The sequence below is a fragment of the Cellulomonas sp. P22 genome (genome assembly GCF_044392165.1).
This window is the reverse complement of sequence record NZ_JBISBW010000005.1, coordinates 175,079-200,489: the sequence shown is the minus strand read 5'-3', so window position 1 is coordinate 200,489 and position 25,411 is coordinate 175,079. Positions and strand designations below refer to the sequence as shown.

23 protein-coding genes are annotated in these 25,411 nt (G+C 72.6%); 17 read left to right on the top strand and 6 right to left on the bottom strand.

Annotated elements, in window-relative coordinates; genetic code table 11:
* Nucleotides 1-5: 5 nt before the first annotated feature.
* The 5 genes from ACGIF2_RS06175 to ACGIF2_RS06155 all read right to left on the bottom strand — a co-directional run bounded on the left by ACGIF2_RS06175 (nt 6) and on the right by ACGIF2_RS06155 (nt 7,621).
* Complete coding sequence (locus ACGIF2_RS06175) at nt 6-3,797, bottom strand: multifunctional oxoglutarate decarboxylase/oxoglutarate dehydrogenase thiamine pyrophosphate-binding subunit/dihydrolipoyllysine-residue succinyltransferase subunit (RefSeq protein WP_396044604.1); 3,792 nt, start codon at nt 3,795-3,797, stop codon at nt 6-8.
* A 204-nt stretch (nt 3,798-4,001) separates the two neighbouring features.
* Nucleotides 4,002-4,814 (bottom strand): ABC transporter permease, encoded by an 813-nt coding sequence (locus ACGIF2_RS06170; protein ID WP_396044602.1) that lies wholly within the window; start codon nt 4,812-4,814, stop codon nt 4,002-4,004.
* Complete coding sequence (locus tag ACGIF2_RS06165; RefSeq protein ID WP_396044600.1) at nt 4,811-5,746, bottom strand: ABC transporter ATP-binding protein; 936 nt, start codon at nt 5,744-5,746, stop codon at nt 4,811-4,813. Before ACGIF2_RS06165 ends, ACGIF2_RS06170 begins: the two co-directional genes overlap by 4 nt.
* A 40-nt stretch (nt 5,747-5,786) precedes the next feature.
* On the bottom strand, nt 5,787-6,803 hold the full coding sequence (locus ACGIF2_RS06160) for an ATP-binding protein (protein ID WP_396044598.1): 1,017 nt from the start codon (nt 6,801-6,803) through the stop codon (nt 5,787-5,789).
* A gap of 35 nt (nt 6,804-6,838) precedes the next feature.
* Nucleotides 6,839-7,621, bottom strand: a complete 783-nt coding sequence (locus tag ACGIF2_RS06155; RefSeq protein ID WP_396044767.1) for a response regulator transcription factor — start codon at nt 7,619-7,621, stop codon at nt 6,839-6,841.
* A gap of 278 nt (nt 7,622-7,899) precedes the next feature.
* Between ACGIF2_RS06155 and ACGIF2_RS06150 the strand changes: the two genes are divergently transcribed.
* From ACGIF2_RS06150 to ACGIF2_RS06140, 3 genes are all read left to right on the top strand, one after another.
* Nucleotides 7,900-9,306 carry a hemolysin family protein gene (locus tag ACGIF2_RS06150; RefSeq protein WP_396044596.1) on the top strand — a complete coding sequence of 469 codons (1,407 nt, stop codon included), beginning with the start codon at nt 7,900-7,902 and terminating at the stop codon, nt 9,304-9,306.
* Nucleotides 9,303-10,346: a hemolysin family protein gene (locus tag ACGIF2_RS06145; RefSeq protein WP_396044594.1), complete on the top strand. Its 1,044-nt coding sequence runs from the start codon at nt 9,303-9,305 to the stop codon at nt 10,344-10,346. The genes ACGIF2_RS06150 and ACGIF2_RS06145 overlap by 4 nt, the downstream gene beginning before the upstream one ends.
* Nucleotides 10,347-10,542: 196 nt before the next feature.
* Nucleotides 10,543-11,475: a D-alanyl-D-alanine carboxypeptidase family protein gene (locus ACGIF2_RS06140; protein WP_396044592.1), complete on the top strand. Its 933-nt coding sequence runs from the start codon at nt 10,543-10,545 to the stop codon at nt 11,473-11,475.
* A gap of 92 nt (nt 11,476-11,567) precedes the next feature.
* On the opposite strand, the gene ACGIF2_RS06135 is transcribed toward ACGIF2_RS06140, so the two are convergent.
* Nucleotides 11,568-12,479, bottom strand: coding sequence for an aldose 1-epimerase family protein (locus ACGIF2_RS06135; RefSeq protein WP_396044590.1), 912 nt, complete (start codon nt 12,477-12,479; stop codon nt 11,568-11,570).
* A gap of 186 nt (nt 12,480-12,665) precedes the next feature.
* On the opposite strand from ACGIF2_RS06135, the gene ACGIF2_RS06130 reads away from it, so the two are divergent.
* The 14 genes from ACGIF2_RS06130 to ftsX all read left to right on the top strand — a co-directional run bounded on the left by ACGIF2_RS06130 (nt 12,666) and on the right by ftsX (nt 25,408).
* Complete coding sequence (locus tag ACGIF2_RS06130) at nt 12,666-13,892, top strand: CpaF family protein (RefSeq protein ID WP_396044588.1); 1,227 nt, start codon at nt 12,666-12,668, stop codon at nt 13,890-13,892.
* A 10-nt stretch (nt 13,893-13,902) separates the two neighbouring features.
* The gene (locus ACGIF2_RS06125; RefSeq protein WP_396044586.1) at nt 13,903-14,763 is read left to right on the top strand and encodes a type II secretion system F family protein; all 861 of its coding nucleotides are present in this window, start codon (nt 13,903-13,905) and stop codon (nt 14,761-14,763) included.
* Entirely contained in the window at nt 14,760-15,692 is a 933-nt protein-coding gene (locus ACGIF2_RS06120) for a type II secretion system F family protein (RefSeq protein WP_396044584.1), read from the top strand. The genes ACGIF2_RS06125 and ACGIF2_RS06120 overlap by 4 nt, the downstream gene beginning before the upstream one ends.
* A gap of 72 nt (nt 15,693-15,764) precedes the next feature.
* Nucleotides 15,765-15,998: a hypothetical protein gene (locus tag ACGIF2_RS06115; RefSeq protein WP_396044582.1), complete on the top strand. Its 234-nt coding sequence runs from the start codon at nt 15,765-15,767 to the stop codon at nt 15,996-15,998.
* Nucleotides 15,929-16,369: a TadE family protein gene (locus ACGIF2_RS06110; RefSeq protein WP_396044580.1), complete on the top strand. Its 441-nt coding sequence runs from the start codon at nt 15,929-15,931 to the stop codon at nt 16,367-16,369. The genes ACGIF2_RS06115 and ACGIF2_RS06110 overlap by 70 nt, the downstream gene beginning before the upstream one ends.
* A complete protein-coding gene (locus ACGIF2_RS06105) occupies nt 16,366-16,905 on the top strand; it encodes a pilus assembly protein (RefSeq protein ID WP_396044578.1) in 540 nt (179 codons plus the stop codon). The genes ACGIF2_RS06110 and ACGIF2_RS06105 overlap by 4 nt, the downstream gene beginning before the upstream one ends.
* Nucleotides 16,902-17,411 carry a pilus assembly protein TadG-related protein gene (locus ACGIF2_RS06100; protein WP_396044576.1) on the top strand — a complete coding sequence of 170 codons (510 nt, stop codon included), beginning with the start codon at nt 16,902-16,904 and terminating at the stop codon, nt 17,409-17,411. Before ACGIF2_RS06105 ends, ACGIF2_RS06100 begins: the two co-directional genes overlap by 4 nt.
* Before the next feature lie 117 nt (nt 17,412-17,528).
* Nucleotides 17,529-18,644, top strand: coding sequence for a peptide chain release factor 2 (gene prfB, locus ACGIF2_RS06095; RefSeq protein WP_396044574.1), 1,116 nt, complete (start codon nt 17,529-17,531; stop codon nt 18,642-18,644).
* Nucleotides 18,645-18,876: 232 nt separating this feature from the next.
* Complete coding sequence (locus ACGIF2_RS06090) at nt 18,877-20,001, top strand: sugar ABC transporter substrate-binding protein (RefSeq protein WP_396044572.1); 1,125 nt, start codon at nt 18,877-18,879, stop codon at nt 19,999-20,001.
* A gap of 115 nt (nt 20,002-20,116) precedes the next feature.
* Nucleotides 20,117-20,995: an ATP-binding cassette domain-containing protein gene (locus ACGIF2_RS06085; protein WP_396044570.1), complete on the top strand. Its 879-nt coding sequence runs from the start codon at nt 20,117-20,119 to the stop codon at nt 20,993-20,995.
* The gene (locus ACGIF2_RS06080) at nt 20,992-22,275 is read left to right on the top strand and encodes a sugar ABC transporter permease (RefSeq protein ID WP_396044568.1); all 1,284 of its coding nucleotides are present in this window, start codon (nt 20,992-20,994) and stop codon (nt 22,273-22,275) included. The genes ACGIF2_RS06085 and ACGIF2_RS06080 overlap by 4 nt, the downstream gene beginning before the upstream one ends.
* Nucleotides 22,276-22,364: 89 nt before the next feature.
* Nucleotides 22,365-23,615, top strand: coding sequence for an ROK family protein (locus ACGIF2_RS06075; protein WP_396044566.1), 1,251 nt, complete (start codon nt 22,365-22,367; stop codon nt 23,613-23,615).
* 176 nt (nt 23,616-23,791) lie between these two features.
* A complete protein-coding gene (ftsE, locus tag ACGIF2_RS06070) occupies nt 23,792-24,481 on the top strand; it encodes a cell division ATP-binding protein FtsE (RefSeq protein ID WP_396044564.1) in 690 nt (229 codons plus the stop codon).
* Nucleotides 24,482-24,493: 12 nt separating this feature from the next.
* Nucleotides 24,494-25,408, top strand: a complete 915-nt coding sequence (gene ftsX / locus ACGIF2_RS06065) for a permease-like cell division protein FtsX (RefSeq protein WP_396044562.1) — start codon at nt 24,494-24,496, stop codon at nt 25,406-25,408.
* The last annotated feature ends 3 nt before the right edge of the window (nt 25,409-25,411 follow it).

The following is a 25,411-nucleotide window of genomic DNA, read 5'->3' as shown; positions in this document are numbered from 1 at the left end:
CAGGGTCAGCGGGCGAACGCCGCGCTGACCAGCTCGACCTGCTCGGCCTGGTGCTTCTTCGCCGAGCCCGCCGCGGGCGAGGCCGACGAGGTACGGGACACGACCCGGATCGAACGCCCGACCACCTGCGGCAGGTTCATCGACACGTGCGTCCACGGGCCCTGGTTCTGCGGCTCGTCCTGGACCCACACCAGCTCGGCCCCGTCGAACGGTGCGAGAGCCTCGCGCAGGCCCGCGTCGTCGAGCGGGTACAGCTGCTCGAGCCGGACGATCGCGGTGCGGTCGTCACCCGACGTGACGCGGTGCGCGAGCAGGTCCCAGTAGACCTTGCCCGAGCACAGCAGCACCCGGTCGACCTGGTCGGCCTTGGCCGCGGCGAGGTCGTCACCGACCACCGGGCGGAACGTGCCGGTGGTGAAGTCGGCGACGTCCGACGTCGCCGACTTGAGCCGCAGCATCGACTTCGGGGTGAAGACGACCAGCGGCCGACGCGGGCGGGCGTAGGCCTGCCGGCGCAGCAGGTGGAAGTACGACGCGGGGGTGGAGGGCTGCGCGACGGTCAGGTTGTTCTCGGCGCACATCTGCAGGAAGCGCTCGATGCGGGCCGACGAGTGGTCCGGCCCCTGGCCCTCGTAGCCGTGCGGCAGCAGCAGCACGACCGACGAGCGCTGGCCCCACTTCTGCTCGGCCGAGGAGATGAACTCGTCGATGACCGTCTGGGCGCCGTTGACGAAGTCGCCGAACTGGGCCTCCCACAGCACGAGCGCGTCGGGCCGCTCGACCGAGTAGCCGTACTCGAACCCGAGGGCCGCGTACTCGCTCAGGGACGAGTCGTAGCACCAGAACTTCGCCTGGTTGGAGGACAGGTACAGGAGCGGGGTCCACTCGGCGCCCGTCTCGCGGTCGTGCATCACGGCGTGCCGCTGCACGAAGGTGCCGCGCCGCGAGTCCTGCCCCGCGAGGCGCACCGGGGTGCCCTCGGCGAGCAGCGACCCGAACGCGAGCAGCTCGCCGTAGCCCCAGTCGATGCTGCCCTCGCGGGACATCTGCTCGCGCCTGGCCAGCAGCTGGGCGAGCTTGGGGTGCACGGTGAAGCCCTCGGGCGGGCTCACGTGCGCCCGGCCGATGCGCTCGAGGAGCTCCGCGTCGACGGCCGTCTTCCAGCCGACCATGACGCCGGCGTCCTCGCGCTGGGACTCGGGACGCTCGAGGCCGGCCACCGGCTCGCTCTCGGCGGGCGGGGTGTAGCCGCCCTCACGGGTCTCGGTGAAGACCCGCTCGAGCTGGGCCTGGTAGTCCTGGAGGACCTGCTCGGCCTCGTCGACCGTGATGTCGCCGCGCGCCACCAGCGTCTCGGTGTAGATCTTGCGCACCGACCGCTTGGCCTCGATGAGGTTGTACATGAGCGGCTGGGTCATCGAGGGGTCGTCGCCCTCGTTGTGGCCGCGGCGGCGGTAGCAGACCATGTCGATGATCGCGTCACGGCCGAACTGCTCGCGGTACTCGAACGCGAGCTCGGCGACCCGGACGCACGCCTCGGGGTCGTCGCCGTTGACGTGGAAGATCGGCAGCTGCAGGCCCTTGGCGATGTCCGTCGCGTACTGCGACGAGCGCGAGGACGACGGGCCGGTGGTGAAGCCGACCTGGTTGTTGATGATGACGTGGATCGTGCCGCCCGTGCGGTATCCGCGCAGCTGCGCGAGGTTGAGCGTCTCGAACACCACGCCCTGGCCCGCGAACGCGGCGTCGCCGTGGATGAGGATCGGCAGCACCGAGAAGCCGTCGCCCCCCAGGTCGATGCGGTCCTGCTTGGCCCGCACGATGCCCTCGAGCACGGGGTCCACCGCCTCGAGGTGCGAGGGGTTCGCCGCGAGGTACACCTGTGTGGTGGCGCCCGACTCGGCGGTGAACGTGCCCTCGGTGCCGAGGTGGTACTTGACGTCGCCCGAGCCCTGGACCGACTTCGGGTCCTGGTTGCCCTCGAACTCGCTGAAGATCTGGCCGTAGCTCTTGCCCGCGATGTTGGCGAGCACGTTGAGCCGGCCGCGGTGGGCCATCCCGATGCCGACCTCGTCGAGGCCGTTGTCGGCGGCCTTGGACAGGATCGCGTCGAGCAGCGGGATGACCGACTCGCCGCCCTCGAGCGAGAAGCGCTTCTGGCCCACGAACTTGGTCTGCAGGAAGGTCTCGAACGCCTCGGCGGCGTTGAGCCGGCGCAGGATGCGCAGCTGGTCCTCGCGCGGCGTGCGGGCGTAGCCCATCTCGAGGCGCTCCTGGATCCAGCGCCGCTGGCGCGGGTCCTGCAGGTGCATGTACTCGACACCCACCGAGCGGCAGTACGAGTCGCGCAGCAGGCCGAGCACCTCGCGCATCTTGGCGCGGGGTTTGCCCGTGAACCCGCCCGTGGGGAACGTGCGGTCCAGGTCCCACAGCGTCAGGCCGTGGGTCTGGATGTCCAGGTCGGGGTGCTTGCGCTGGCGGTACGCGAGCGGGTCGGTGTCCGCCATGAGGTGCCCGCGCGAGCGGTAGGCGTGGATCAGCTCGGCGATCCGGGCGGGTTTGATCGCCTCGGCGTCGGGGTCGGCCGAGACGTCGCGCACCCAGCGCACGGGCTCGTACGGCACGCGCAGCGACGCGAAGACGCGGTCGTAGAACCCGTCCTCGCCCAGCAGCTTCTGGCCGAGGATGCGCAGGAAGTCGCCCGACTGCGCACCCTGGATGATGCGGTGGTCGTACGTCGAGGTCAGCGTGAGCACCTTGGAGACGCCCATCCGGTTGAGCATCTCCTCCGAGGTGCCCGCGAACTCGGCCGGGTAGTCCATCGCGCCGACGCCGACGATCGTGCCCTGCCCGGCCATGAGACGGGGCACCGAGTGAACGGTCCCGATGGTGCCGGGGTTCGTGAGCGAGATCGTGGTCCCGGCGAAGTCGTCGACCGTGAGCTTGCCGCCGCGTGCACGGCGCACCACGTCCTCGTACGCGCTCCAGAACTGCGCGAAGTCGAGGGTGTCGGCCTTCTTGATGCTCGGCACGAGCAGCTGGCGGGTGCCGTCCGGCTTGGCCAGGTCGATCGCCAGGCCGAGGTTGACGTGCCCGGGCGTGACGACCGCGGGCTTGCCGTCGAGCAGGGTGTACGCCGAGTTCATCGCGGGCATGTCCGCGAGCGCCTCGACGATCGCGAAGCCGATGAGGTGCGTGAACGAGATCTTCCCGCCACGTCCGCGGCTGAGGTGGTTGTTGATGACGATGCGGTTGTCGACCATGAGCTTGGCCGGCACGGCGCGCACCGACGTCGCGGTGGGGACCTCGAGGCTGGCCTCCATGTTGGTCACGACGCGCGCGGCGGGGCCGCGGAGCTTCTGCACGTCGTCCTTGCTGGGCGCCTCGCTCGTGGGGCGGGCCTTGGCGGCCACCTCGGCGTAGGGCGCGGTGGCGGGCTGGGCGGTCGCGATCGGCGGCGTGAGCGTCGCTGGCTCCTCGGTCGACGTCGGCGCGGTCACGGGCGCCGGCGTGGAGGTGGGCGCAGCTGTGGGGGTGGGCGCAGCGGTGGGGGCGGGCGCGGTGCGCGCGCGGCCGTTCGACGCCGGGGCGCCGGGTGCGGGTGCGGGTGTCGGGGCAGCCCTCGGGGCCTCACGGACCGTGGTTCCTTCGTCGGGCCGGTAGCCCTCGAAGAACTCCCACCACGCGGGGTCGACCGCGTTCTTGTCCTTGAGGTACTGCTCGTAGAGCTCGTCCACGAGCCACTCGTTGGCGCCGAAGTCGGCTCGGGTCGAGTCTGGCTCAGCCTTCTGGGACACGCGAGATTCGCCCACTTCCGCCGCGGCATCGCCGCGTCATCGTCGGTTCTGTTGACGACAACACTACGGCCTTCACCCGGGGAACTTCGCCTCCGAGAGCAGGTCTGGGGCCCGCGTCACCCCGTCGCCGGAGAGGGGGTCAACGTCGGGCAACGGGCGCGTCCTGGGAGCCTCAAGCCGGGGTCGGCGCAGCGTCTTCCCAGGTCATGTGATGTCCCGGCGCAGAGTCGTCGCGCGACCGATCGCGGCGAACACGAGCGCGTAGCCGAGCAGCACGAGGAAGCCCTGCCACGGGCTCAGGAGCGTCGCGAGGCCGCTCGTCGAGAAGAAGCTGCCCCCGACGATCGCCTCGCCCGCGGCCCCCGGCAGGTAGGCCGCGACGCCCTGCCCCCACGACACGAGCCCGAGCACCGTGCGCAGCACCGGCTCGACGAGCTGGGTGAAGGCGAGCAGCACGACGATCACCGCCACCTGGTTGGGCAGCAGCGCCCCGAAGCCGACGCCGACCACGGCCCACACGGCGAGCGCGACGACGCACAGCGCGAGCGAGCGCAGCACCGCGGGGTCGGTGAGGTAGGTGGGCTCGCCGAGCGCGGCGAGCACGGCGGCACCCGGCCCGGCGGTCGCGAGGGTGCCGACCACGCCGAACAGCAGGCCGACGACCAGCGTCGAGACGAGCTTGGCGCCGAGGACCACCGAGCGGCGGGGCTCGGCGAGCAGCGTCGGGGTGAGGGTCTTGTGGCGGAACTCCCCGGTCACGGCGAACGCGCCGACCAGCACGGGGAAGACGTAGCCGAACGTGGGAGCGAGCGAGTAGACCGTCTCGGCAACGGCCCGTGGGCTGAGCACCATGCCGCCCGACCCGACGTCGCTCGTGACGGCCCCGCCCGCCTCGACGAGGCTCCACGTGAGCACCACGGCGAGGAACGCCATGTACAGCGCCATCGCGCCGAGCAGCACCCACCACATCCGGGTCGTGACGAGCTTGCGGTACTCGGTGATCAGCGCGGCCCTCATCGGGCGTCTCCTGTCGTGGGGGCCTGCGGGGCGCGGGTCAGGGCGAGGAAGATCGCCTCGAGCCCGGGGTCGTGGGGGGAGAGCTCGGAGAGCTCGAGGCCTGCGGCGAACGCGGCGGCGCCGACCGTGCGGGCGTCGACGCCGAGCAGCTCGACGCCCGAGCCGGTCGCGGGGTTCGCCGCCACCTCCCAGCCGGCGCGGGCCACCAGCGCGGCGAGAGCGTCGGCGTCGGGCGAGGCGAGCCGGACCCGGGGGAGCGCGAGCCGCGCGAGGTCGGCCAGCGTGGACGAGTGCACGAGCCGCCCCTGCGCGATGATCACGACGTCGTCGACGGTCTGCTCGACCTCGGAGAGCACGTGGCTCGAGACGAGCACTGTGCGCCCCTCGGCCGCGAGCGCGCGCAGGAAGACGCGCAGCCACCGGATGCCCTCGGGGTCCAGGCCGTTGGCCGGCTCGTCGAGCAGCAGCACCGCGGGGTCGGCGAGCAGGGTCGTGGCGAGCGCGAGGCGCTGGCGCATGCCGAGCGAGAAGCCCCCGGTCCGGCGGTCCGCGGCGGCGGACAGCCCGACGAGGTCGAGCACCTCGGCGGCGCGGGCGTCGGGCACGCCGGCCTGGGGCGCGTAGACGCGCAGGTGGTCGATCGCGGTGCGGCCCGGGTGGAAGCTCGCGGCCTCGAGCGCGGCGCCGACCGTGCGCAGGGGCCGGTCGAGGTCGCGGTACCGGCGCCCGTCGATGGTCGCGGTGCCGGACGTCGGGGTCACGAGCCCGAGCAGCATGCGCAGCGTGGTGGTCTTGCCGGCGCCGTTGGGCCCCAGGAAGCCGGTCACCCGGCCGGGGCGCACCTGGAAGGAGAGGTCGTCGACGGCGCGGACCGCGCCGAAGGACTTGGACAGGTGGGCGACCTCGATGGTGCCGCCGGTCGTCGGGGACATGCCGCGAGCGTAACTGTCATAGTTTCGCTAGAACAAGTGGTTACGGCTGGCGTTGGGCCGGAAGAGTGAGGCGCATCGTGCACCCGACCTCGGAGTCGGCCACCTCGATGGTGCCGCCGTGCAGCTCGACGGCCCACCGCACGATCGCCAGGCCCAGCCCCGTGCCCCCCGTCGAGATCTGACCGGTGGTCGTCGGCATGTTCCCGCGCACGAAACGCTCGAAGACCTGGCTGCGCTGCGCCTGGGCGATGCCGGGGCCGTGGTCGATCACCTCGATGCGCACGTTCGGACCCACGCGCGAGGCGACCATCCGCACCTCCTCGCCCGCCGGGGAGTGGCGCACAGCGTTGTGCAGGAGGTTCGCGACCACCTGGTGCAGCCGCTCCGGGTCCGCCGGAACCACCAGGTCCGCAGGCGTGACCACCACGGGGAACGTGAGGCCTTTGTCGCCGCTCACCAGCGCGGCGCCGTCGGCCGCGTCCTCGAGGAACTCCTGGAGCGGGACGTCGGTGATGTCGAGGCCGACGGCCCCCGCCTCGATCCGGGACAGGTCCAGCAGGTACGCCACGAGCCGGCCCAGCCGCTCGGTCTGCGCGAGCGCGACCTGCATGGTCGCGGGATCGGCCTCGCTCACGCCGTCGACGATGTTCTCGAGCTGGGCCTGCAGGGCTGTGACGGGCGTGCGCAGCTCGTGCGAGACGTTCGCCACGAGCTCGCGCCGCAGCGTGTCGGCCGAACCCAGGTCCTGCGCCATGGTGTTGAAGGCCTGCGCGAGCTGACCCACCTCGTCGCGGCTCGTGGCCTGCACACGCTGCGAGTAGTCGCCCGCAGCCATCGCGCGCGCGGCCGCCGTCATCTCCCGCAGCGGCGACGTCATGCCCCGGGCCAGGAACTGCGTGCCGACGAGCGAGACGACGATCGCCAGCGGGAGCGTGCGCGTCGGGCCCAGGTGGTTGTACAGGCCCAGCCACGTGACGAACGCCGACAGGGTGACGGTCGCCGCGACGAGGATGCCCAGCTTGATCTTGATCGACTGGAAGCGGTCGAGCGGACGCACGTCGGGGAGCCTGCCGCCGCGGGCGTGCCGCGCGCTCACGCGCCGGGCCCGGGCGCCCCTGGCGTCGGGGCGTCGGACGGCTCGAACGCGTAGCCCACCCCGTGCACGGTACGGATCAGGTCGGCGCCGAGCTTGCGACGCAGCGCCTTGACGTGCGAGTCGACGGTGCGGGTGCCGCTCGCGTCGACCCAGTCCCACACCTCGGCCAGCAGCCGCTCGCGGGTCAGCACCGTGCGCGGCGAGGACGCCAGGGCCACGAGCAGGTCGAACTCGGTGGGCGTCAGGTGCACCTCCCGGTCGTCGCGGTGCACTCGCCGCTGCGCCCGGTCCACGACCACGTCCCCGATCTCGATCGCGGGCTCGGGGGTGGCCTGTGCGCTCATCAGCTCGGCCGCGCGCGCGGCACGCTCGGTGCGCCGCAGCAGCGCCTTGGTGCGGGCCACCAGCTCGCGCATCGAGAACGGCTTGGTCATGTAGTCGTCGGCCCCCACGCCCAGGCCGATGAGCATGTCGGTCTCGTCGTCGCGAGCCGTGAGCATCAGCACCGGCACGGGGCGCTCGGCCTGGATCTGGCGGCACACCTCGAGCCCGTCGATGCCGGGCAGCATCACGTCGAGCACCACGACGTCCGGCTTGAGGCGCGCCGCGGCGGCGACCCCCGCGTGGCCGTCGCCCACGGTCTCGACCCGCCAGCCCTCGGCCGACAGGCGGTGCGCGACGGCGGTCGCGATCGCCGGCTCGTCCTCCACCACGAGCACCACGGTGGACGAGGGACCCTGCTGCCCGCTCCCGGCGCTCGGGACGGACCCGTGACTCATCGACATGCGTCCAGCGTGGCACAGCGGCCCTGGGAGCTGGGTCAACCCGCAGGTGGACCGCGTGTGCGGCGCAGGATCGGGCACCTGCGTGCACCTCCCGGGAGCATTCCGTAGGATGTCTCCACCATGAGCAGCTCAAGTAGCTGCCGGCGTCACGCCTCGGCCTCCGAGCCAGGGTGCGACCATGCCGGCCCCTCCACTGTCCTGATCATCCGTGCCCACCGAGCGCCCAGTGCGCCGGACCGGCTCGTGGTGCGCACCTCCGCCGGGGTGAGCCCGTGCTGACCGACTGGCTCCTCGTCGGCTTCGGTGTCCTCCTCACGCTCGGCACCGCTGTGTTCGTCGCCAGCGAGTTCTCCCTCGTCACGCTCGACCCGGGCCTGATGGGCAAGGAGACCCGCCCCGAGGACCGCCGCGGCCAGTCCGTGCTGAAGGCGCTCAGGCACCTGTCGACCCAGCTGTCCGGTGCCCAGGTGGGCATCACCGTGACGACGGTCCTGCTCGGCTACACCACGCAGCCGGCTGTCTCGCGGCTGCTGAGCCTGCCGCTCCAGGACTCACCGCTCGGGCAGGCCGTCGGCGGGGTCGTCGCGGGACTCCTCACCGTGATCCTCGTCAACGGGTTCTCGATGCTGTTCGGCGAGCTCGTGCCCAAGAACTTCGCGATCAGCCACCCCGAGGGCACAGCACGCACCGTCGTGCCGTTCCAGCGCGCGTTCACGACCGCGCTCGGCCCGCTCATCGCCTTCTTCAACAACAGCGCCAACGCGCTGCTGCGCCGCGTGGGCGTCGAGCCCCGCGAGGAGCTGTCCGGCGGGCGCTCCTCGCAGGAGCTCGCCTCGCTCGTGCGCCGGTCCGCGCAGGTCGGCACGCTCGACGAGTCGACAGCGATGCTGCTCACCAACTCGATCGACTTCGAGGAGCTCACCGCCGTCGATGCGATGACCGACCGGCAGCGCATCGTCGTGCTGCGCCGCGACGACTCCGCGGCCGACGTGGTCGCCCGCTCGCGGGAGACGGGTCACTCCCGGTTCCCGGTGATCGGTGAGAGCCGCGACGACATCCTCGGCCTCGTGCACCTGCGCCGGGCGATCGCGGTGCCCTACGAGCGACGCGCCGACGTGCCCGCCGCCGCACTCATGGTCGACGCCCCACGCGTCCCCGAGACCGTCGGCCTGGGCCCCCTGCTCGACGAGCTGCGCGAGCTCGGCCTGCAGATGGCCGTCGTGGTCGACGAGTACGGCGGCACGTCGGGCATCGTCACGCTCGAGGACGTCGTCGAGGAGCTCGTCGGGGACGTCGCCGACGAGCACGACCGGCGCCGCTCGAGCGCCTCGCTGCGCGCCGACGGCTCGTGGGTGCTGCCCGGCCTGCTGCGCCCCGACGAGCTCACCGAGGTCACGGGCCTGACCGTGCCCGACGACGGCCCGTACGAGACGTTGGGCGGCCTCGTGATGGCCCTGCTCGGCCGGGTGCCCCAGGTCGGCGACGAGGTGGACGCCGACGGCGTGCGCCTGCTCGTCGAGCAGATGGACGGACGTCGGATCGAGCGCGTGGCGGTCATGCCCGCGCTGGACGACCAGAAGCACGACGACGATCGAGGACGCACGGTGCCCGACCGCACCCGGATCGACGGCGGCACGCCCGACGCCCCTGGTCGTCGCGAGCGGGGTGAGCGCGCATGAACAGCACCCTCGCGCTCGTCCTGGCGGTCGTGCTCCTGGCCGCCAACGCGTTCTTCGTCGGCGCCGAGTTCGCCATCATCTCCGCCCGGCGCAGCTCGATCGAGCCGCTCGCCGAGGCCGGCAACCGCCGGGCCCGCACCGTGCTCTGGGCGATGGAGCACGTGTCGCTCATGCTCGCGTGCGCGCAGCTCGGCGTCACCGTCTGCTCGACGAGCCTCGGCCTGGTGGCCGAGCCCGCGATCGCCCACCTCATCGAGGACCCGCTGCAGGCGCTCGGGGTGAGCCCGAGCCTCACGCACCCCATCGCGTTCGTGATGGCGCTCGTGATCGTCGTCTACCTGCACGTGGTGCTCGGCGAGATGGTGCCCAAGAACCTCGCCGTGGCCGGTCCCGACCGCGCGGTGCTGTGGTTCGGCCCGCCGCTCGTGTGGCTCGGGCAGGTGCTGCGGCCGATCATCTCGGCGCTGAACTGGCTCGCGAACCACGTGCTGCGGCTGTTCGGCGTCGAGCCCAAGGACGAGATCGCCTCGGCGTTCACCGCCCAGGAGGTGCAGTCGATCGTCGAGCTCTCGCAGGCCGAGGGGCTCATCGACGACGCGCAGGGGCTGCTCTCCGGTGCCATCCAGTTCTCCGACCGCACCGCCGCCGAGGTCATGGTCCGCGTGGAGGACCTCGTCACGCTGTCCTCGGACGCGACACCTGCCGACGTCGAACGACGCGTCGCGCGCACGGGCTACAGCCGGTTCCCCGTGCTCGGTGCCGGAGAGGTGCCCACCGGCTACCTGCACCTCAAGGACGTGCTGTACGCGGACGAGAGCAACCGCGACCTGCCGGTGCCGACGTGGCGGGTGCGGGCGCTGGCCGTCGTCGAGCCCGAGGCCGAGGTCGAGGAGGCGCTCGCCGCGATGCAGCGTTCGGGGGCGCACCTGGCGCGCGTCGAGCGTGACGGGAAGGTCGAGGGCGTGGTGTTCCTGGAGGACATCCTCGAGGAGCTCGTGGGTGAGGTGCGGGACGCGATGCAGCACGGTGGCATGCGCTGACGGGTGACCCGCATCACTCGGGGTGCGTCCGTCCGGGGGGAGAAGTCTGGACAAACGTCCAGAGGGCTTGGACCCGCTCCCACCTGTCCGTTATGGTTTCGTGACCGCTCCGGAGGCGGACAGGTGGGCCGCGAGGCCCCTCACCCCCTCCTGACCGGGTCGCCCGTTGGTCCTGGTCGTGAGCGCTGGAGGTGTCGTGGAGCCGCAAGCCGTGCCGCGCGACGCCCCGGCGCCCGTCTCCCGCAGGCAGCTGCGCGAGCAGGCCGCGGAGGCCGAACGGGCACAGCGTCGCCACGGCGCGCAGCCCGTCGAGCCGCCCCACCCGGCGATATCCGCGACCCACCCCGGCCCGGCCGCCGATCGCCGCCCCGCGGTCCGGCTCGCCACGGCTCCGCCGGCCAAGCCCCGCGGAGCCGCTGCCCGACCCGTCCGCTGGACCGCACGCATCGGCGTGCTCGCGGCGCTCGCTGGCGTGACGATCGCCGTGCCGCTCACGCAGGCCTCGCTGCCGTCGGGCGGCTTCGCGACCGCCGAGCTGGCGGCCGAGGACATGCCGGGCACCGTCGAGGCCCTCACCGCCTCGGGCCTGACGGGCCTGCCGCCCGCCTCGCTCGTCTCGACCGACGCGACCGCACTGCGCTCGACGATCTCGGCGAGCCGCTCCGCGGACCGTGAGCCGCTCGCCGGCTGCGACGGCAGCAAGCGCGCGCCCGGCACCAACGGCAAGCTCGCCACCGCCGACCTGTGCACGCTCTGGCAGGGCGGCTACCAGCTCCGCGCCGACGCCGCCGTCTCGCTCGCGGTGCTCAACCAGGCGTTCGTCGCCCGCTTCGGCGCCGACCTGTGCATCTCGAGCGCGTACCGCACGTACGGCCAGCAGCAGTCCGTCAAGGCGCAGAAGGGCGGCCTGGCCGCCGCGCCGGGCAAGTCGAACCACGGCTGGGGCCTCGCCGTCGACTTCTGCTCGCAGGAGACCACGGGCGCCCGCTGGACGTGGCTCAACGAGAACGCGCCGTCCTACGGCTGGGACAACCCCGAGTGGGCACGGCCCGGCGGGTCCGGCCCGTACGAGCGCTGGCACTGGGAGTACACGCAGGGCGTCAAGGACGACGGCGAGTACTACGGCTGACGAGGGTCCGCGCGGCTGACACCGCACCGGAGACGACAGAGCCCGACGACGCGATGCGTCGCCGGGCTCCGCTGATTCCGGAGGGACGCTGCTCAGGACAGCGCGAGACCCCAGGTCACCGTGTGCGTCGCACCGGGTGCCAGGTGCACCAGGCGCTCACCCGTGCGGAACGCGTCCGCGATGCAGCTCATCGGCTCCGCAGCCACGCCACCCCGGTCGATGCCGGGGATGCCGTTGCCCGTGCAGACCTGCCACGTGTCCATCGAACCGTCCATCCACACCGACGCCGTGCGCCCGTCGGGCGACGCCAGGTGGATCCAGGACAGGCCGTCCGCGTCGCGCACGACGTCGACGAACGCGTCGTCGAGCACCACACCATCGAGCGGGCGCGGCGTCCGGAAGTCGTCGTCAGCTCCCACGGGACGGGTGCCCACGGGGAGCAGGCGCTCGTCGTTGACCACCCGTGTCGCCGCGTCGAGGCGCAGCGTGCACTCGTCCACCCGGGCGTCGCCGGGGGAGAGCCACGGGTGGAAGCCGACGCCGTAGGGCGCCGACGTCGCGCCGAGGTTCGTCGCGGCGACCTGCACGCCCAGGCCCTCCGTGGTCAGCGTGCATGTCGCGTCGATGCGCAGCGTCCACGGGTAGCCGGGCGTCGGGACCAGGTCGTGGCGCAGCGTCACCGACGTCGCGGACGGCTCGCCGACGGGGGAGAAGCGGGCGTACGACACCAGGCCGTGCAGCGCGGTGCGACGGTCGTGCTCGTTGAGCGGGACCTCGCGCTCGACGCCGTCGTAGGTGTACTCGCCGTCACGCAGACGGTTGGGCCACGGCGCGAGGACGGCGCCCGAGTACGCGGGGGCGATGGCGTCCTCCGCGAAGGGCAGGACGACGGGGCGCTCGCCCACCGCGTACTCGCGGATGCTGGCCCCCACCTCGGCGATCGTGGCGCGCTGGTCGCCCAGGACGAGGTGGTGCTGGCGGCCGGACGGAGAAGGAGTGTTCACGCTCACAACGGTAGCGGGACGACGGTGCAGGTCACGCCCCGAGAGGCCGCATCCGGGGCCGTCACCAGCGGGCCCCGGAGCGCGCGTCACCCGTTCTGTGGACGGAGGAGTGCGCTCTGTCCGGTTTCTCCCCTATGGTCGGGTCGCCCGCGCGTCGGCCGGGTGGTGCCGGCCCAGGGAGCAGACATGGACGGAGTGGCGATCCTCGAGGGGGAGGTGCGCGAGCTCATCCGTCGCCGTGGTCTGGACCCGGTGCGCGACCGGCCGGGCGTGCAGCAGCTCGTGACCGACGCGATGGCCGACTACGACGCCCGCAGCGTGGTCGGTGCGGTCCCGCCGCTCGCCGACCACCGCTCCGCGCTCAAGGCCGTGGTCGACGCGGTCGCGGGGCTCGGACCCCTGCAGCGCTACCTCGACGACCCCGAGATCGAGGAGATCTGGGTCAACTCGCCCACCGAGGTGTTCGTCGCACGGCACGGCGAGCCCGAGCTGACCACGACCATCCTCACGGCCGGGCAGGTGCGCGACCTCGTCGAGCAGATGCTCAAGGCCTCGGGGCGCCGGCTCGACCTGTCGAGCCCGTTCGTGGACGCGAGCCTGCCCGGCGGTGAGCGCCTCCACGTGGTCATCCCCGACGTCACGCGGCGCGACTGGGCCGTGAACATCCGCAAGTTCGTGGCCCGGGCCCACCGGCTCGAGGACCTCGTCGCGCTCGGGTCGCTGCCCACCACGGCGGCGACGTTCCTCGACGCGGCGGTGCGCGTGGGCCTCAACGTGCTGGTCGCCGGGTCGACCCAGGCGGGCAAGACCACCATGCTCGGCGCGCTCGCGGGGTCGGTGCCGGCCCGGCAGCGCATCATCACGTGCGAGGAGGTCTTCGAGCTGCGGCTCGTGCACCGGGACGTCGTCGCGCTGCAGTGCCGCCAGCCCAGCCTCGAGGGCACGGGCGAGATCCCGTTGCGACGGCTGGTCAAGGAGGCGCTGCGGATGCGCCCCGACCGGCTGCTCATCGGCGAGGTCCGCGAGGCCGAGGCGCTGGACCTGCTGGTCGCGCTCAACGCGGGCGTGCCCGGCATGTGCACGCTGCACGCCAACTCGGCGCGTGAGGCCCTGACGAAGCTCTGCACGCTGCCGCTGCTCGCGGGGGAGAACATCTCGGACCGGTTCGTCGTACCGACGGTCGCGGCCGCGATCGACCTGGTGGTGCACCTGGGTGTCGACGCGCGGGGACGCCGCCGGGTGCGCGAGATCGTCGGGGTCCCGGGCCGGGTCGAGAACGGCATCGTCGAGACCTCCGACCTGTACCACCTGCGCGGCACCGAGCTCGTGCGCGGCGAGGGCTACCCGCCGCACCCCGAACGGTTCGAGCTCGCCGGCATCGACCTGCCCGCGCTGCTGCGCGGCGGACGCTGAGGGGGAGGGCATGGGGGTCGTCGTCGGGCTGCTGCTCGGTGCCGGGCTGTGCTGCGTGTGGTGGTCCTGGTGGGCGCCGCGGGGCCGCAGCGTCTCCCGGCTCGACGGCTGGTCGGCACGGACCCAGGACCTGCTGGTCCAGGCCGGCGCCCCGCAGGTCTCCCCGGCCTCGCTCGTGACCACCTGCGTCGGGATCGGGGCCGTGGTGATGGTGCTCGGCGTGGCGCTGACGCGCGCCCCCGCGGTGGCGGCGTGCTTCGCGGCGATGGCGGCCGGGGCACCGGTCGCGCTCGTGCACGGGCGTGCCCGCCGTCGCCGGGCCCTGCTGCGCGACGTGTGGCCCGAGGTCGTCGACCACCTCGGGTCGGGCATCCGTGCGGGCCTGTCGCTGCCCGAAGCCCTCGGTCAGCTCGGTGAGCGCGGGCCCGTCGAGCTGCGCGAGCCGTTCGCCGCGTTCGCCGAGGACTACCGCGTGACGGGCCGTTTCGGCGACTGCCTCGACGATCTCAAGATGCGCCTGGCCGACCCGGTCGCGGACCGGATCGTGGAGGCGCTGCGCCTCACGCGCGACGTGGGCGGCACCGACCTGGGGCGGTTGCTCCGCACGCTCGCCGGGTTCCTGCGCGAGGACGCGCGGACCCGAGGCGAGCTCGAGGCCCGGCAGAGCTGGACTGTGTACGCCGCGCGGCTCGCGGTCGCCGCGCCGTGGGCGGTCCTCGCGATGCTCGCGACCCGGACCGAGGCCGCCAGCGCGTACAACACGTTCGCGGGCTCGCTCGTGCTGCTGGGCGGGGCGGTGTGCTCGGTGGTGGCCTACGTGCTGATGGTGCGCATCGGCCGGCTGCCCGAGGACCCGCGGGTGCTGCGATGAGCCCGGCACTGGTCGGTGCGCTCATCGGGGCGCTGGGCGGGCTCGGGCTGGCGGTGGTCTGGTGGCGGCTCGGTGCGCGCCGGATCAGCCTGGACGAGCGGCTCGCCCCCTACCTGCGGGCCCAGCGCACCGGTTCGCGGCTGCTGCGCACCCCGGCCACCCGGACCCCGTTCCCGACGCTCGAGCGGCTGCTGGCGCCCGCGATGGCCGACGGGGTGCGGGTGGTCGCCCGGCTCGGGTCACCCACCGCAGACCTGCGCCGACGGCTCGAGCGGGCCGGACGCACCGAGACCGTCGAGGAGTTCCGGGCAGGTCAGGTGGTCTGGGGAGCCGTCGGACTCGCGGTCGGTCTCGCCGTGGCCCTGGTGCTCGCGGCCGGGCGGGGCGCCGCGGTGGTCCCGCTCCTCGCGCTCGTGCTCGTGGCCGGTGCGACAGCTGTGCTCGCGCGGGACTACCAGCTGACCCGTGAGGTGACGGCGCGCGAGGAGCGGCTGCTGGCCGAGCTCCCGACCATCGCCGAGCTGCTCGCGCTGTCCGTGGGCGCGGGCGAGGGGGCGGTCGGTGCGCTCGAGCGGGTCGTGCGCACCACTCGCGGCGACCTCTCGACCGAGCTGGGGCGCACCCTCGCGGACGCCCGGTCGGGGACGCCGCTGGCCCAGGCGCTCGAGAACCTCGCGGACCGGACAGGCCTGCCTGCGCTCGCGCGGTTCGCCGAGGGAGTCGCTGTCGCGGTCGAGCGCGGCACCCCGTTGGCGGACGTGCTGCGGGCCCAGGCGCAGGACGTCCGCGAGCAGCGCAGACGCGGGCTCATGGAGGAGGGCGGCCGCAAGGAGGTGCTGATGATGGTGCCGGTGGTCTTCCTCATCCTGCCGGTCACCGTCGTCTTCGCGGTCTTCCCGAGCATCGCTGTGCTGCAGGTCGGGCTGTGAGCGGCACATGGACGGTGGTCGTACGACGGAACCAGGTCCCGGTGGGTGCCGGGGCAGAACAGGAAGGGCACCATGACGACGAGGCACCAGACGATGCAGGCACTCCTGACCCCGTGGAGGCGGGCGTGGGCGGCACGTGCGGCCGCACTGCACCTGCCCGACGACGAGCGCGAGCGGGGCGACGTGCCCGGCTGGGTGCTGGTCACCCTGATGACAGCGGGCCTGGTGGTGGCCCTGTGGGCCGTCGCGGGACCAGGGCTGGCGGGCATCTTCGAGACCGCGATCAACTCGGTGTCCGGTCCCTGACCGACGACTCCGGCTCAGCGGTCGTCGACTTCGTGCTGGTCGGCGCGCTCACGAGCCTGCTGTTCGCCGCGGTGCTGCAGCTCACGCTCGTGCAGCACGTGCGCAACACGCTCGTCGACTGCGCCGCGGAGGGAGCCCGGTACGCCGCGCTCGCAGACCGCGACCTCGAGGACGGGGCCGAGCGCACCCGCGCGCTCGTGTCGGCCGGGCTCTCGGGCTCCTACGCGCAGGACGTGACTGCGCGCCGCACCCAGATCGACGGGCTCGACGTGATCGAGGTGCAGGTCACCGCCCCGCTGCCCGTCGCAGGGCTGCTCGGGCCGGCCCGGTCGCTGACCGTGCTCGGCCACGCGATCGCGGAGGCCCCATGACGGCCGGGGGCGACACCGGGGGAGTGACGTGCCCGCCCGGTCGACGCCGGGCGGTGAACGGGCGCCGGGTGCGCGCATGGTGGGACGGGCGACGGTCCAGGGCCGCGGACGACAGCGGCAACGCGATCGTCGAGTTCCTCGCGGTGGCGCTGATCCTGCTGGTGCCGATCGTCTACCTCGTGCTGGTCCTCGGGCGCGTGCAGGCGGGCACGTTCGCCGCCGAGGGTGCCGCCCGGGAGGCCGGGGGAGCGCCCGCCCGGGCCCAGGACCCCGAGACGGGGACCGCGCTCGCGGTGGCGTCGGTCGGGGTGGCGCTGCGCGACCAGGGCTTCGACGACGTCGACCCGTCGGCAGCGCTCACGCTGACCTGCTCGAGCGTGCCGTGCCTCGAACCCGGCAGCGAGGTCCTCGCGCACGTCGAGGTGCGGGTGCCGCTTCCTCTCGTGCCGTCGTTCGTGCGCGGCGTCGTGCCGCTCGAGATCCCGGTCACGGCCGACCACGTCGCCCCGGTCGACCGGTTCAGGGCCGCACCGTGAACGCCCCGGCACCGACCCGCTGGTCCGCGTGGCGGTTGCTCGGGCGCTCCCGACGCCCGGTCGGTGACGACGGGCAGACGACGATCCTGGCGATCGGGTTCATGGTGCTGGCGCTGCTGCTCGTGACGGCCGTGGTCTCGGCCACCGGTGTCCACCTGGACCGCAAGCGCCTGCTCGCGACCGCCGACGCCGCAGCGCTCGCGGGGGCCGATGCGCTCGCGGACCCGACCTACTTCGACGACGGCCTCGTGCCCACCCAGGACGGCGGCGCGGTGCCGCTGACCGACGCCGAGGTGCGCCGCGTCGTCGAGCGGTATCTGGCCGACCACCCGGAGGTCGGTGGGGGCCTGGAGGGGCTGCAGGTGCTCGACGCGACGTCGCCCGACGGGCACTCGGCCGAGGTGCGGCTCGGCGCGCTGTCCCGGCCGGTGCTGCTGAGCTGGGTCACGGCACCGTGGTCCGACGGCATCGTGCTCGAGGCGTCGTCGACGGCTCGAGGCTGGTGAGCCCCGCCCCGGACCTGGTCTCCCGGGCCAGACCCCCACGCTCTATCTGGGCGGATCCGGCGGGTGGTGCGGGGTGGGCGGTGGGACGTCCGGGTTGAGCGGGTAGCCTGGACCGCCGTGGCGACCACTGACTTTCCCGCGGAGATCCGCGACCTTCGTACGACGCTGGAGTCCATCCAGGCGGTGAGCGACCCGACGGCGCTCCAGGCCAAGATCGCGCAGCTGTCCGAGCAGGCCTCGGTGCCCAACCTGTGGGACGACCCCGAGGCGGCCCAGCGCATCACCTCGGCGTTGTCGGCGACGCAGGCGGAGCTCGACCGGGTCAACAAGCTCGGCAGCCGCATCGACGACCTCGAGACGCTGGTCGAGATGGCGACCGAGGACGGCGGCGACGAGGAGACCCTCGCCGAGGCCGAGGCCGACCTGACCAAGATCCGCAAGGACCTCGACGCCCTCGAGGTGCGCACGCTGCTCGCGGGCGAGTACGACCAGCGCGAGGCGGTCGTGACGATCCGCTCCGGCGCCGGTGGCGTCGACGCCGCCGACTTCGCCGAGATGCTGCTGCGCATGTACCTGCGGTGGGCTGAGCGTCACGGCTACCCGACGGCCGTGCTCGACACGTCGTACGCGGAGGAGGCCGGCCTGAAGTCGGCCACGTTCGAGGTGAAGGTGCCGTACGCGTTCGGGCACCTGTCGGTCGAGGCCGGCACGCACCGCCTGGTGCGGATCTCCCCGTTCGACAACCAGGGGCGCCGCCAGACGTCGTTCGCTGCGGTCGAGGTCATCCCGCTCATCGAGCAGACCGACTCGGTCGAGATCCCCGAGAACGAGATCAAGGTCGACGTCTTCCGCTCGTCGGGCCCGGGTGGTCAGTCGGTCAACACGACCGACTCGGCCGTGCGCATGACGCACATCCCCACGGGCATCGTCGTGTCGATGCAGAACGAGAAGTCGCAGATCCAGAACCGTGCGGCCGCGCTGCGCGTCCTCCAGTCGCGCCTGCTGCTGCAGCGTCAGGCCGAGGAGAACGCGGCGAAGAAGGCCATGGCCGGTGACGTCAAGGCGAGCTGGGGCGACCAGATGCGCTCGTACGTGCTGCACCCGTACCAGATGGTCAAGGACCTGCGCACCGAGTACGAGGTCGGGAACACGGCGGCGGTCTTCGACGGTGACATCGACGGGTTCCTGGAGGCGGGCATCCGCTGGCGCCGGGCGCAGGACGTGCAGGCCTGACGAGCGATGAGCGGACGGTGAGTCCGCGGCACGGCGCGACGACGAACCGCAGGGCCCCGAGGAGACATCTCCTCGGGGCCCTGGGTCGTTCTGGGTGGATATCAGGCGATTGACACCGTTTTCCGCTTGTGATCCGGATCACACCGGAATATGTTGTCGCCGACAACAGAATCCGAGCGCCCACGGCTCGGCCGACGAGTGCGACGGGGGCGTCGTCACGAGAGGGAGCGCGATGCGACGGAGCATGATCCTGGCGACGGCGGCCCTGGCGGCCTCCGGGCTGCTGCTGGCCGGCTGTTCGAACGACTCAGACTCGTCCGGTGACGGGTCTGGCACCGCAGGGGGCTCGAGCGAGAGCTCGGCAGCGAAGGTGGGGGTGATCCTGCCGGACTCGAAGTCGTCGGCCCGCTGGGAGACCGCCGACCGCAAGTACCTCGAGGAGGCCTTCCAGGCCGCCGGGGTCGACTACGACATCCAGAACGCCCAGGGCGACAAGACCCAGTTCCAGACGATCGCGGACCAGATGATCACGAGCGGCGTCAACGTCCTCATGATCGTCAACCTCGACTCCGGATCGGGCAAGGCCGTGCTCTCGAAGGCGCAGGCCCAGGGCATCTCGACGATCGACTACGACCGGCTGACCCTCGGCGGTGGCGCCGACTTCTACGTGTCGTTCGACAACGTCGCCGTCGGCAACCTGCAGGGCGAAGGCCTGGAGAAGTGCCTGACCGACGCCGGCACGACGACCGCGAACATCGTGTACCTCAACGGGTCGCCCACCGACAACAACGCGACGCTGTTCAAGCAGGGCGCGGTCGAGGCGCTCCAGCCCCAGATCGACTCGGGGGCGTACACGGTCGTGGCCGACCAGGCCGTGCCCGACTGGGACAACCAGCAGGCCGGCACGATCTTCGAGCAGATGTGGACCGACCAGGGCGGCAACATCGACGGCGTCCTCGCCGCCAACGACGGCCTCGGCAACGCGGCCATCGCCATCCTGAAGAAGAACGGCGTCAACGGCACCGTGCCCGTGACCGGGCAGGACGCCACGGACCAGGGTCTGCAGAACGTCCTCGCGGGCGACCAGTGCATGACCGTCTACAAGGCCGTGAAGAAGGAGGCCGACGCGGCTGCCGCGCTGGCCGTGGCCCTCGCCACCGGCGCCGACACCGCGGACCTGGCCCCGGACTCCGTCACCGACAGCGAGTCCGGTGAGGACGTGCAGGCCGTCCTGCTGGAACCCGAGGCGATCTACTTCGACAACGTCAAGGACGTCATCGCCGACGGGTACACGACCGTCGAGAACGTCTGCACGGCCGAGCTCGCGGACAAGTGCGCCGAGGCCGGCATCTCCTGATCGGGGGGAAGGTGCACCGGCCGCCTGCGGGTGGCCGGTGCACCCGCCCCGGGACCCCGGTCTGCCCTATCCCGCACGCTGCAGGACCCCGCGACCTGACACGACGAGGTGGACGATGACGCACGCCGTCCCGGCCGACGCCGACCCGGCCCGGCCCCCGACGCTCGAGGTGCGCGGCGGGCGCAAGAGCTTCGGAGCGGTGCACGCCCTGCGTGGCGTCGACCTGGTGGCCCGGGCGGGGGAGGTCACGGCGCTCGTGGGCGACAACGGTGCCGGCAAGTCGACCCTGATCAAGTGCATCGCGGGCATCTTCCCGTTCGACGCGGGCGAGGTGCTGTTCGAGGGGCGCACGACGCACATCTCCGACCCCGCGCAGGCCAACGACCTGGGCATCGAAGTCGTCTACCAGGACCTCGCGCTGTGCGACAACCTCGACATCGTGCACAACATGTTCCTCGGGCGTGAGCTGAAGAGGGGCATCCGGCTCGACGAGCAGGCGATGGAGACCCGGGCCGCCGAGGTGCTCGCGCAGCTGTCCGTGCGCTCGGTGCGCTCGGTCCGCCAGCACGTCGCGAGCCTGTCCGGCGGGCAGCGGCAGACCGTGGCCATCGCGCGGGCGGTGCTGTGGAACTCCCGGCTCGTCATCCTCGACGAGCCGACCGCGGCGCTCGGGGTCGCGCAGACCGAGCAGGTGCTGCAGCTGGTGCGCCAGCTGGCCGAGGCGGGGCTGGCGGTCGTGCTCGTGTCGCACAACATGCACGACGTGTTCGAGGTCGCCGACTCGATCGCTGTGCTCTACCTCGGGCAGACGGCCGCGCAGGTACCGGCGGCCGGTACGACACGCACCGAGATCATCGAGCTCATCACGAGCGGCTCGACGAGCGTCGGGCCGCCGGGCACCGCAGCGCCGGATGCCGCGGCACCGCCGCCCGCGGCGGCGACCCCCACAGCCCCCACGGCTCCCGACCCGACGAACGGAGGCACCCCGGCATGAGCGCACCCACCGTCACGCCGCCCACGCCACCCCCGGCCCCGTCGGTGCAGGCCGGTGCGGTCGAGCAGCCGACGCTCGCCGAGGCGCTGCAGGCGTACCTGCGACGTGTGCGGGGCGGTGACATGGGGTCGCTGCCGGCGATCCTGGCGCTGGCCGTGCTCGCGGGCGTGTTCGTGCTGCTCAAGCCGCAGACGTTCCCCTCGGTGCTCAACATCGCGAACCTGTTCCAGCAGGGCGCGGTCGTGGCGACCATCGCCATGGGGCTCGTGTTCGTGCTGCTGCTGGGCGAGATCGACCTGTCCGCGGGCTTCGCGTCGGGCGTGTGCGGGGCCGTGCTGGCGGTCACGCTGCGCGACTTCGGCTGGCCCTGGTACGCGGCGCTCGCCACGGCGATCCTCACCGGGGTCGCGATCGGGCTGATGCTCGGGCTGCTGGTCGCCCGGGTGGGCATCCCGTCGTTCGTGGCGACGCTCGCGGCGTTCCTGGCCTTCCAGGGCATCGTGCTGCTGATCATCGGCGCGGGCGGCAACGTGCCGGTCACGGACCCGGTGATCCTGGCGATCCAGAACAAGAACGTGCCCCCGGTGCTGGGCTGGGTGCTCGCGGTCGTGGCCGTCGGGTCGTACGCCGTCACGAGCCTGCGGACGTGGTCGGTGCGCCGCGCACGGGGTCTGCTCACGTCCCCGCTGGGCCTGGTCGTCGCCAAGATCGTCGTGCTCGCCGCGGTCGTGCTCGGGCTCGTGGGCGCCCTCAACCAGGAGCGCAGCCTCAACCCGGCGCGGACGTCGCTCAAGGGTGTGCCGATCGTGGTGCCGATCATCGTGGTGCTGGCCCTCGTGCTGGGCTTCGTGCTGACCCGCACGGCGTTCGGCCGGCACGTGTACGCGGTGGGCGGCAACGCGGAGGCGACCCGCCGCGCCGGCATCGCCGTCAAGAAGGTGCGCATCGCGTGCTTCATGACGTGCTCGACGATGGCAGCCGTCGCCGGCGTGTTCGCCGCGTCGCGGGCCACGTCGGTGGACCCCAACGCGGGCGGCTCGAACGTGCTCCTGTACGCGGTCGGGGCCGCGGTGATCGGCGGGACGTCGTTGTTCGGCGGCAAGGGGCGCATCGTCGACGCCCTGATCGGTGGCGCTGTGATCGCCGTGATCGACAACGGGATGGGGCTGCTCGGCTACTCTGCGGGCATCAAGTACGTGGTCACCGGCGCGGTCCTGGCCGCCGCTGCGGGCGTCGACGCCCTGTCGCGGCGACGTGCTCGCGCGACCGGGAGCGCGTAGCACCCGGATCGGGCGACAGCCGGCGGGTGCGTCGGGGCGCCGGGCCTCCCGGAGCCGTGACGCGCGCCTCCGGGGCGAGGAGGCTCCACGTGCGGCTCGGCGCCGGGCAGCCCGTGCTGCGCGCGGACGCGGCCGGGAGCGACGACGTCCGGCGCGCCAACCTGTCGGCGGTGCTGCGTCGGCTGCACTTCGACGGGGCGACCTCCCGCTCGGACATCGTGCTGGCGACCGGCTTCAACCGCTCGACCGTCGGGTCGCTCACCTCCGAGCTCGAACGGGCCGGGCTGGTGCGCGAGCGCCCGGGCGCCGTGCGCGGCAAGGGGCGTCCCTCGAACGTGGTGGTGCCGGTCAGCACGAGCGTGTACGTGCTCGCGTTCGACGTGACGACGTCCGGGGTCGCGGCCGCGCTCGTCGGGCTCGGCGGCTACATGCTCCAGGTGCGCCGCCGCCTGCACCGGACCTCGCCGCACGAGGCCGCGGCCGTCGTCGCGCTCGTCACGGGCCTCGCGGCCGAGATGCAGGCGCGGGCTCCCGTCGGCGCGCTGTGCCTGGGGCTCGCGGTGTCGGTGCCCGGCAGCGTGCGTCAGCCGGACGGACTGGTGCGCCGGTCCCCGCACCTGGGCTGGCACGACGTGCCGTTCGCGGCGATGCTGCGGACCGCGACCCACGGGGAGCTGCCGGTGGTCGTGGGCAACGACGGCGACCTGGGCGCCGTCGCCGAGCACCTGCGGGGGGCGGCGCGTGGTGAGCACGACGTGCTGTACGTGCGCGGCGAGGTGGGCGTGGGCGGCGGTGTCGTGATCGACGGTGAGCTGCTCAAGGGCGCGGGCGGCTACGCCGGCGAGGTGGGGCACCTGGTGGTGAAGCCCGGGGGCAGGTTGTGCTCGTGCGGGGCGCGCGGCTGCTGGGAGGCGGAGATCGGGGACGGCGCGATCATCCGCGCCGTGGGCCGCGACCCGCGCGAGTCCGACATCGAGGACGTGATCAGCGACGTCGCCGCGGGAAACCGTCGGGCGCTCGCGGGGGTGCGGCGCACGGGGGAGTGGGTGGGGGTGGGGCTCGCGAGCCTGGTCAACCTGTTCAACCCGAGCGTGGTCGTGCTCGGCGGCTCGCTCGGGGCGCTGTACCCGACGATGGAGCCGACGCTGCAGGTCGCGATCGCGCGGGCGCTGGGGCCGGGGCGTGAGCAGGCGCGGCTGGTGCGGTCGACGCTGGGGTCCGACGCGCAGCTCGTCGGGGGTGCCGAGGTCGCGTTCGCGGACCTGCTCGACGACCCCCTGGGCACCCTGGCCGGGCTCGACGGTCCGGCCGGCAACGTCGTCGCGGTGTGCGAGGCCTGACCGGCGTCGCGTCACGCCCCCGGGTGACTCGCACGGTGCGTGCCGTGCACTCACAGGGTCGTGGGCGGCGTGTCACCCGGGGATCGGCCGCACCGCGCGCCTACCCTGCCACGAGGCCAGCACCGTCCCACCGGCACCCCCGTGCCCCCCTTGTCCCCGAACCTGGCCGTGGCACAGTGATCCGACTCGAGAACGTCACCAAGGTCTACGCGCGCGGCGCCCGACCCGCCCTCGACCGTGTCTCGCTCGACATCGAGCGGGGGGAGTTCGTCTTCCTGGTCGGCGCGTCCGGGTCTGGCAAGTCGACCTTCCTGCGGCTCGCGCTGCGCGAGGAGCGGCCCTCCGCGGGTCGCGTGTTCGTCGCGGGCAAGGACCTGACCACGCTGTCGTCGTGGAAGGTGCCGCACCTGCGCCGGCAGATCGGCGCTGTGTTCCAGGACTTCCGCCTGCTGCCCAACAAGACGGTCTTCGAGAACGTGGCGTTCGCGCTGCAGGTCATCGGCAAGCCGCGTCACCACATCCTCACGACGGTGCCGGACACGCTCGAGATGGTGGGGCTCGCGGGCAAGGAGAAGCGGCGCCCGCACGAGCTCTCGGGTGGTGAGCAGCAGCGCGTGGCGATCGCGCGCGCGTTCGTCAACCGGCCGTCGATCCTGCTGTGCGACGAGCCGACGGGCAACCTCGACCCGACGACGTCGTTGGGCATCATGCGGCTGCTCGACCGCATCAACCGCACAGGCACCACCGTCGTGATGGCCACGCACGACGACGAGATCGTCGACCAGATGCGCAAGCGCGTGATCGAGCTGTCGTCGGGTGAGCTGGTCCGTGACCAGTCGCGCGGCGTCTACGGCTCGGCGCGCTGAGGGGGCACCACCGTGAGACTGCAGTTCATCCTCTCCGAGATCGGCATCGGGTTGCGGCGCAACCTGTCGATGACGATCTCGGTGATCCTCGTGACCTTCGTGTCGCTCACCTTCGTGGGGGCCGCCGCGCTGCTGCAGATGCAGATCGGCGCGATGAAGGACGACTGGTACGACAAGGTCGAGGTGTCGGTGTACCTGTGCCCGCAGGTGTCGGCCAAGCCGACGTGCGCGGGCGGTGAGGTCACCGAGGACCAGAAGGCGGCGATCGAGGACGCGCTCGGCTCGTCGGACGTCGAGCCCTACGTGCAGAAGGTCTACTTCGAGACCAAGGAGCAGGCGTTCGCCTCGTTCCAGAAGATGTACGGGGACCAGTGGTGGGCCGAGGAGACGACGGCCGACGACATGAGCTCCTCGTTCCGGATCAAGCTGGCCGACCCCACGAAGTACCAGGTGGTGGCCGACGTGCTGACGGGCCGCCAGGGCGTCGAGGAGGTGCAGGACCAGCGCAAGCTCTTCGACTCGCTGTTCCTGGTGCTCAACCGCGCGACGATGCTCTCGGTGGGTCTGGCGGCGGTCATGCTGCTCGCCGCGGTGCTGCTCATCACCACCACGATCCGGTTGTCGGCGATGAGCCGGCGCCGCGAGACGGGCATCATGCGGCTGGTCGGCGCGTCGAACCTGTTCATCCAGCTGCCGTTCATGCTCGAGGGCGCGATCGCCGCGACCATCGGGGCGGCGCTCGCGATCGGTGGCCTGTGGGTGGGTGTGCAGTACCTGATCGCGGACTGGCTGGGCCAGTCGCTCACCTGGATCCCGTACGTGACCACAGCCGACGTCCTGGTCATCGCGCCGTTCCTCGCCGCCGTGGCCATCGGCCTGGCAGCGGTGTCCTCGCTCGTGACCCTGAGCCGCTACACCAAGGTGTGATCG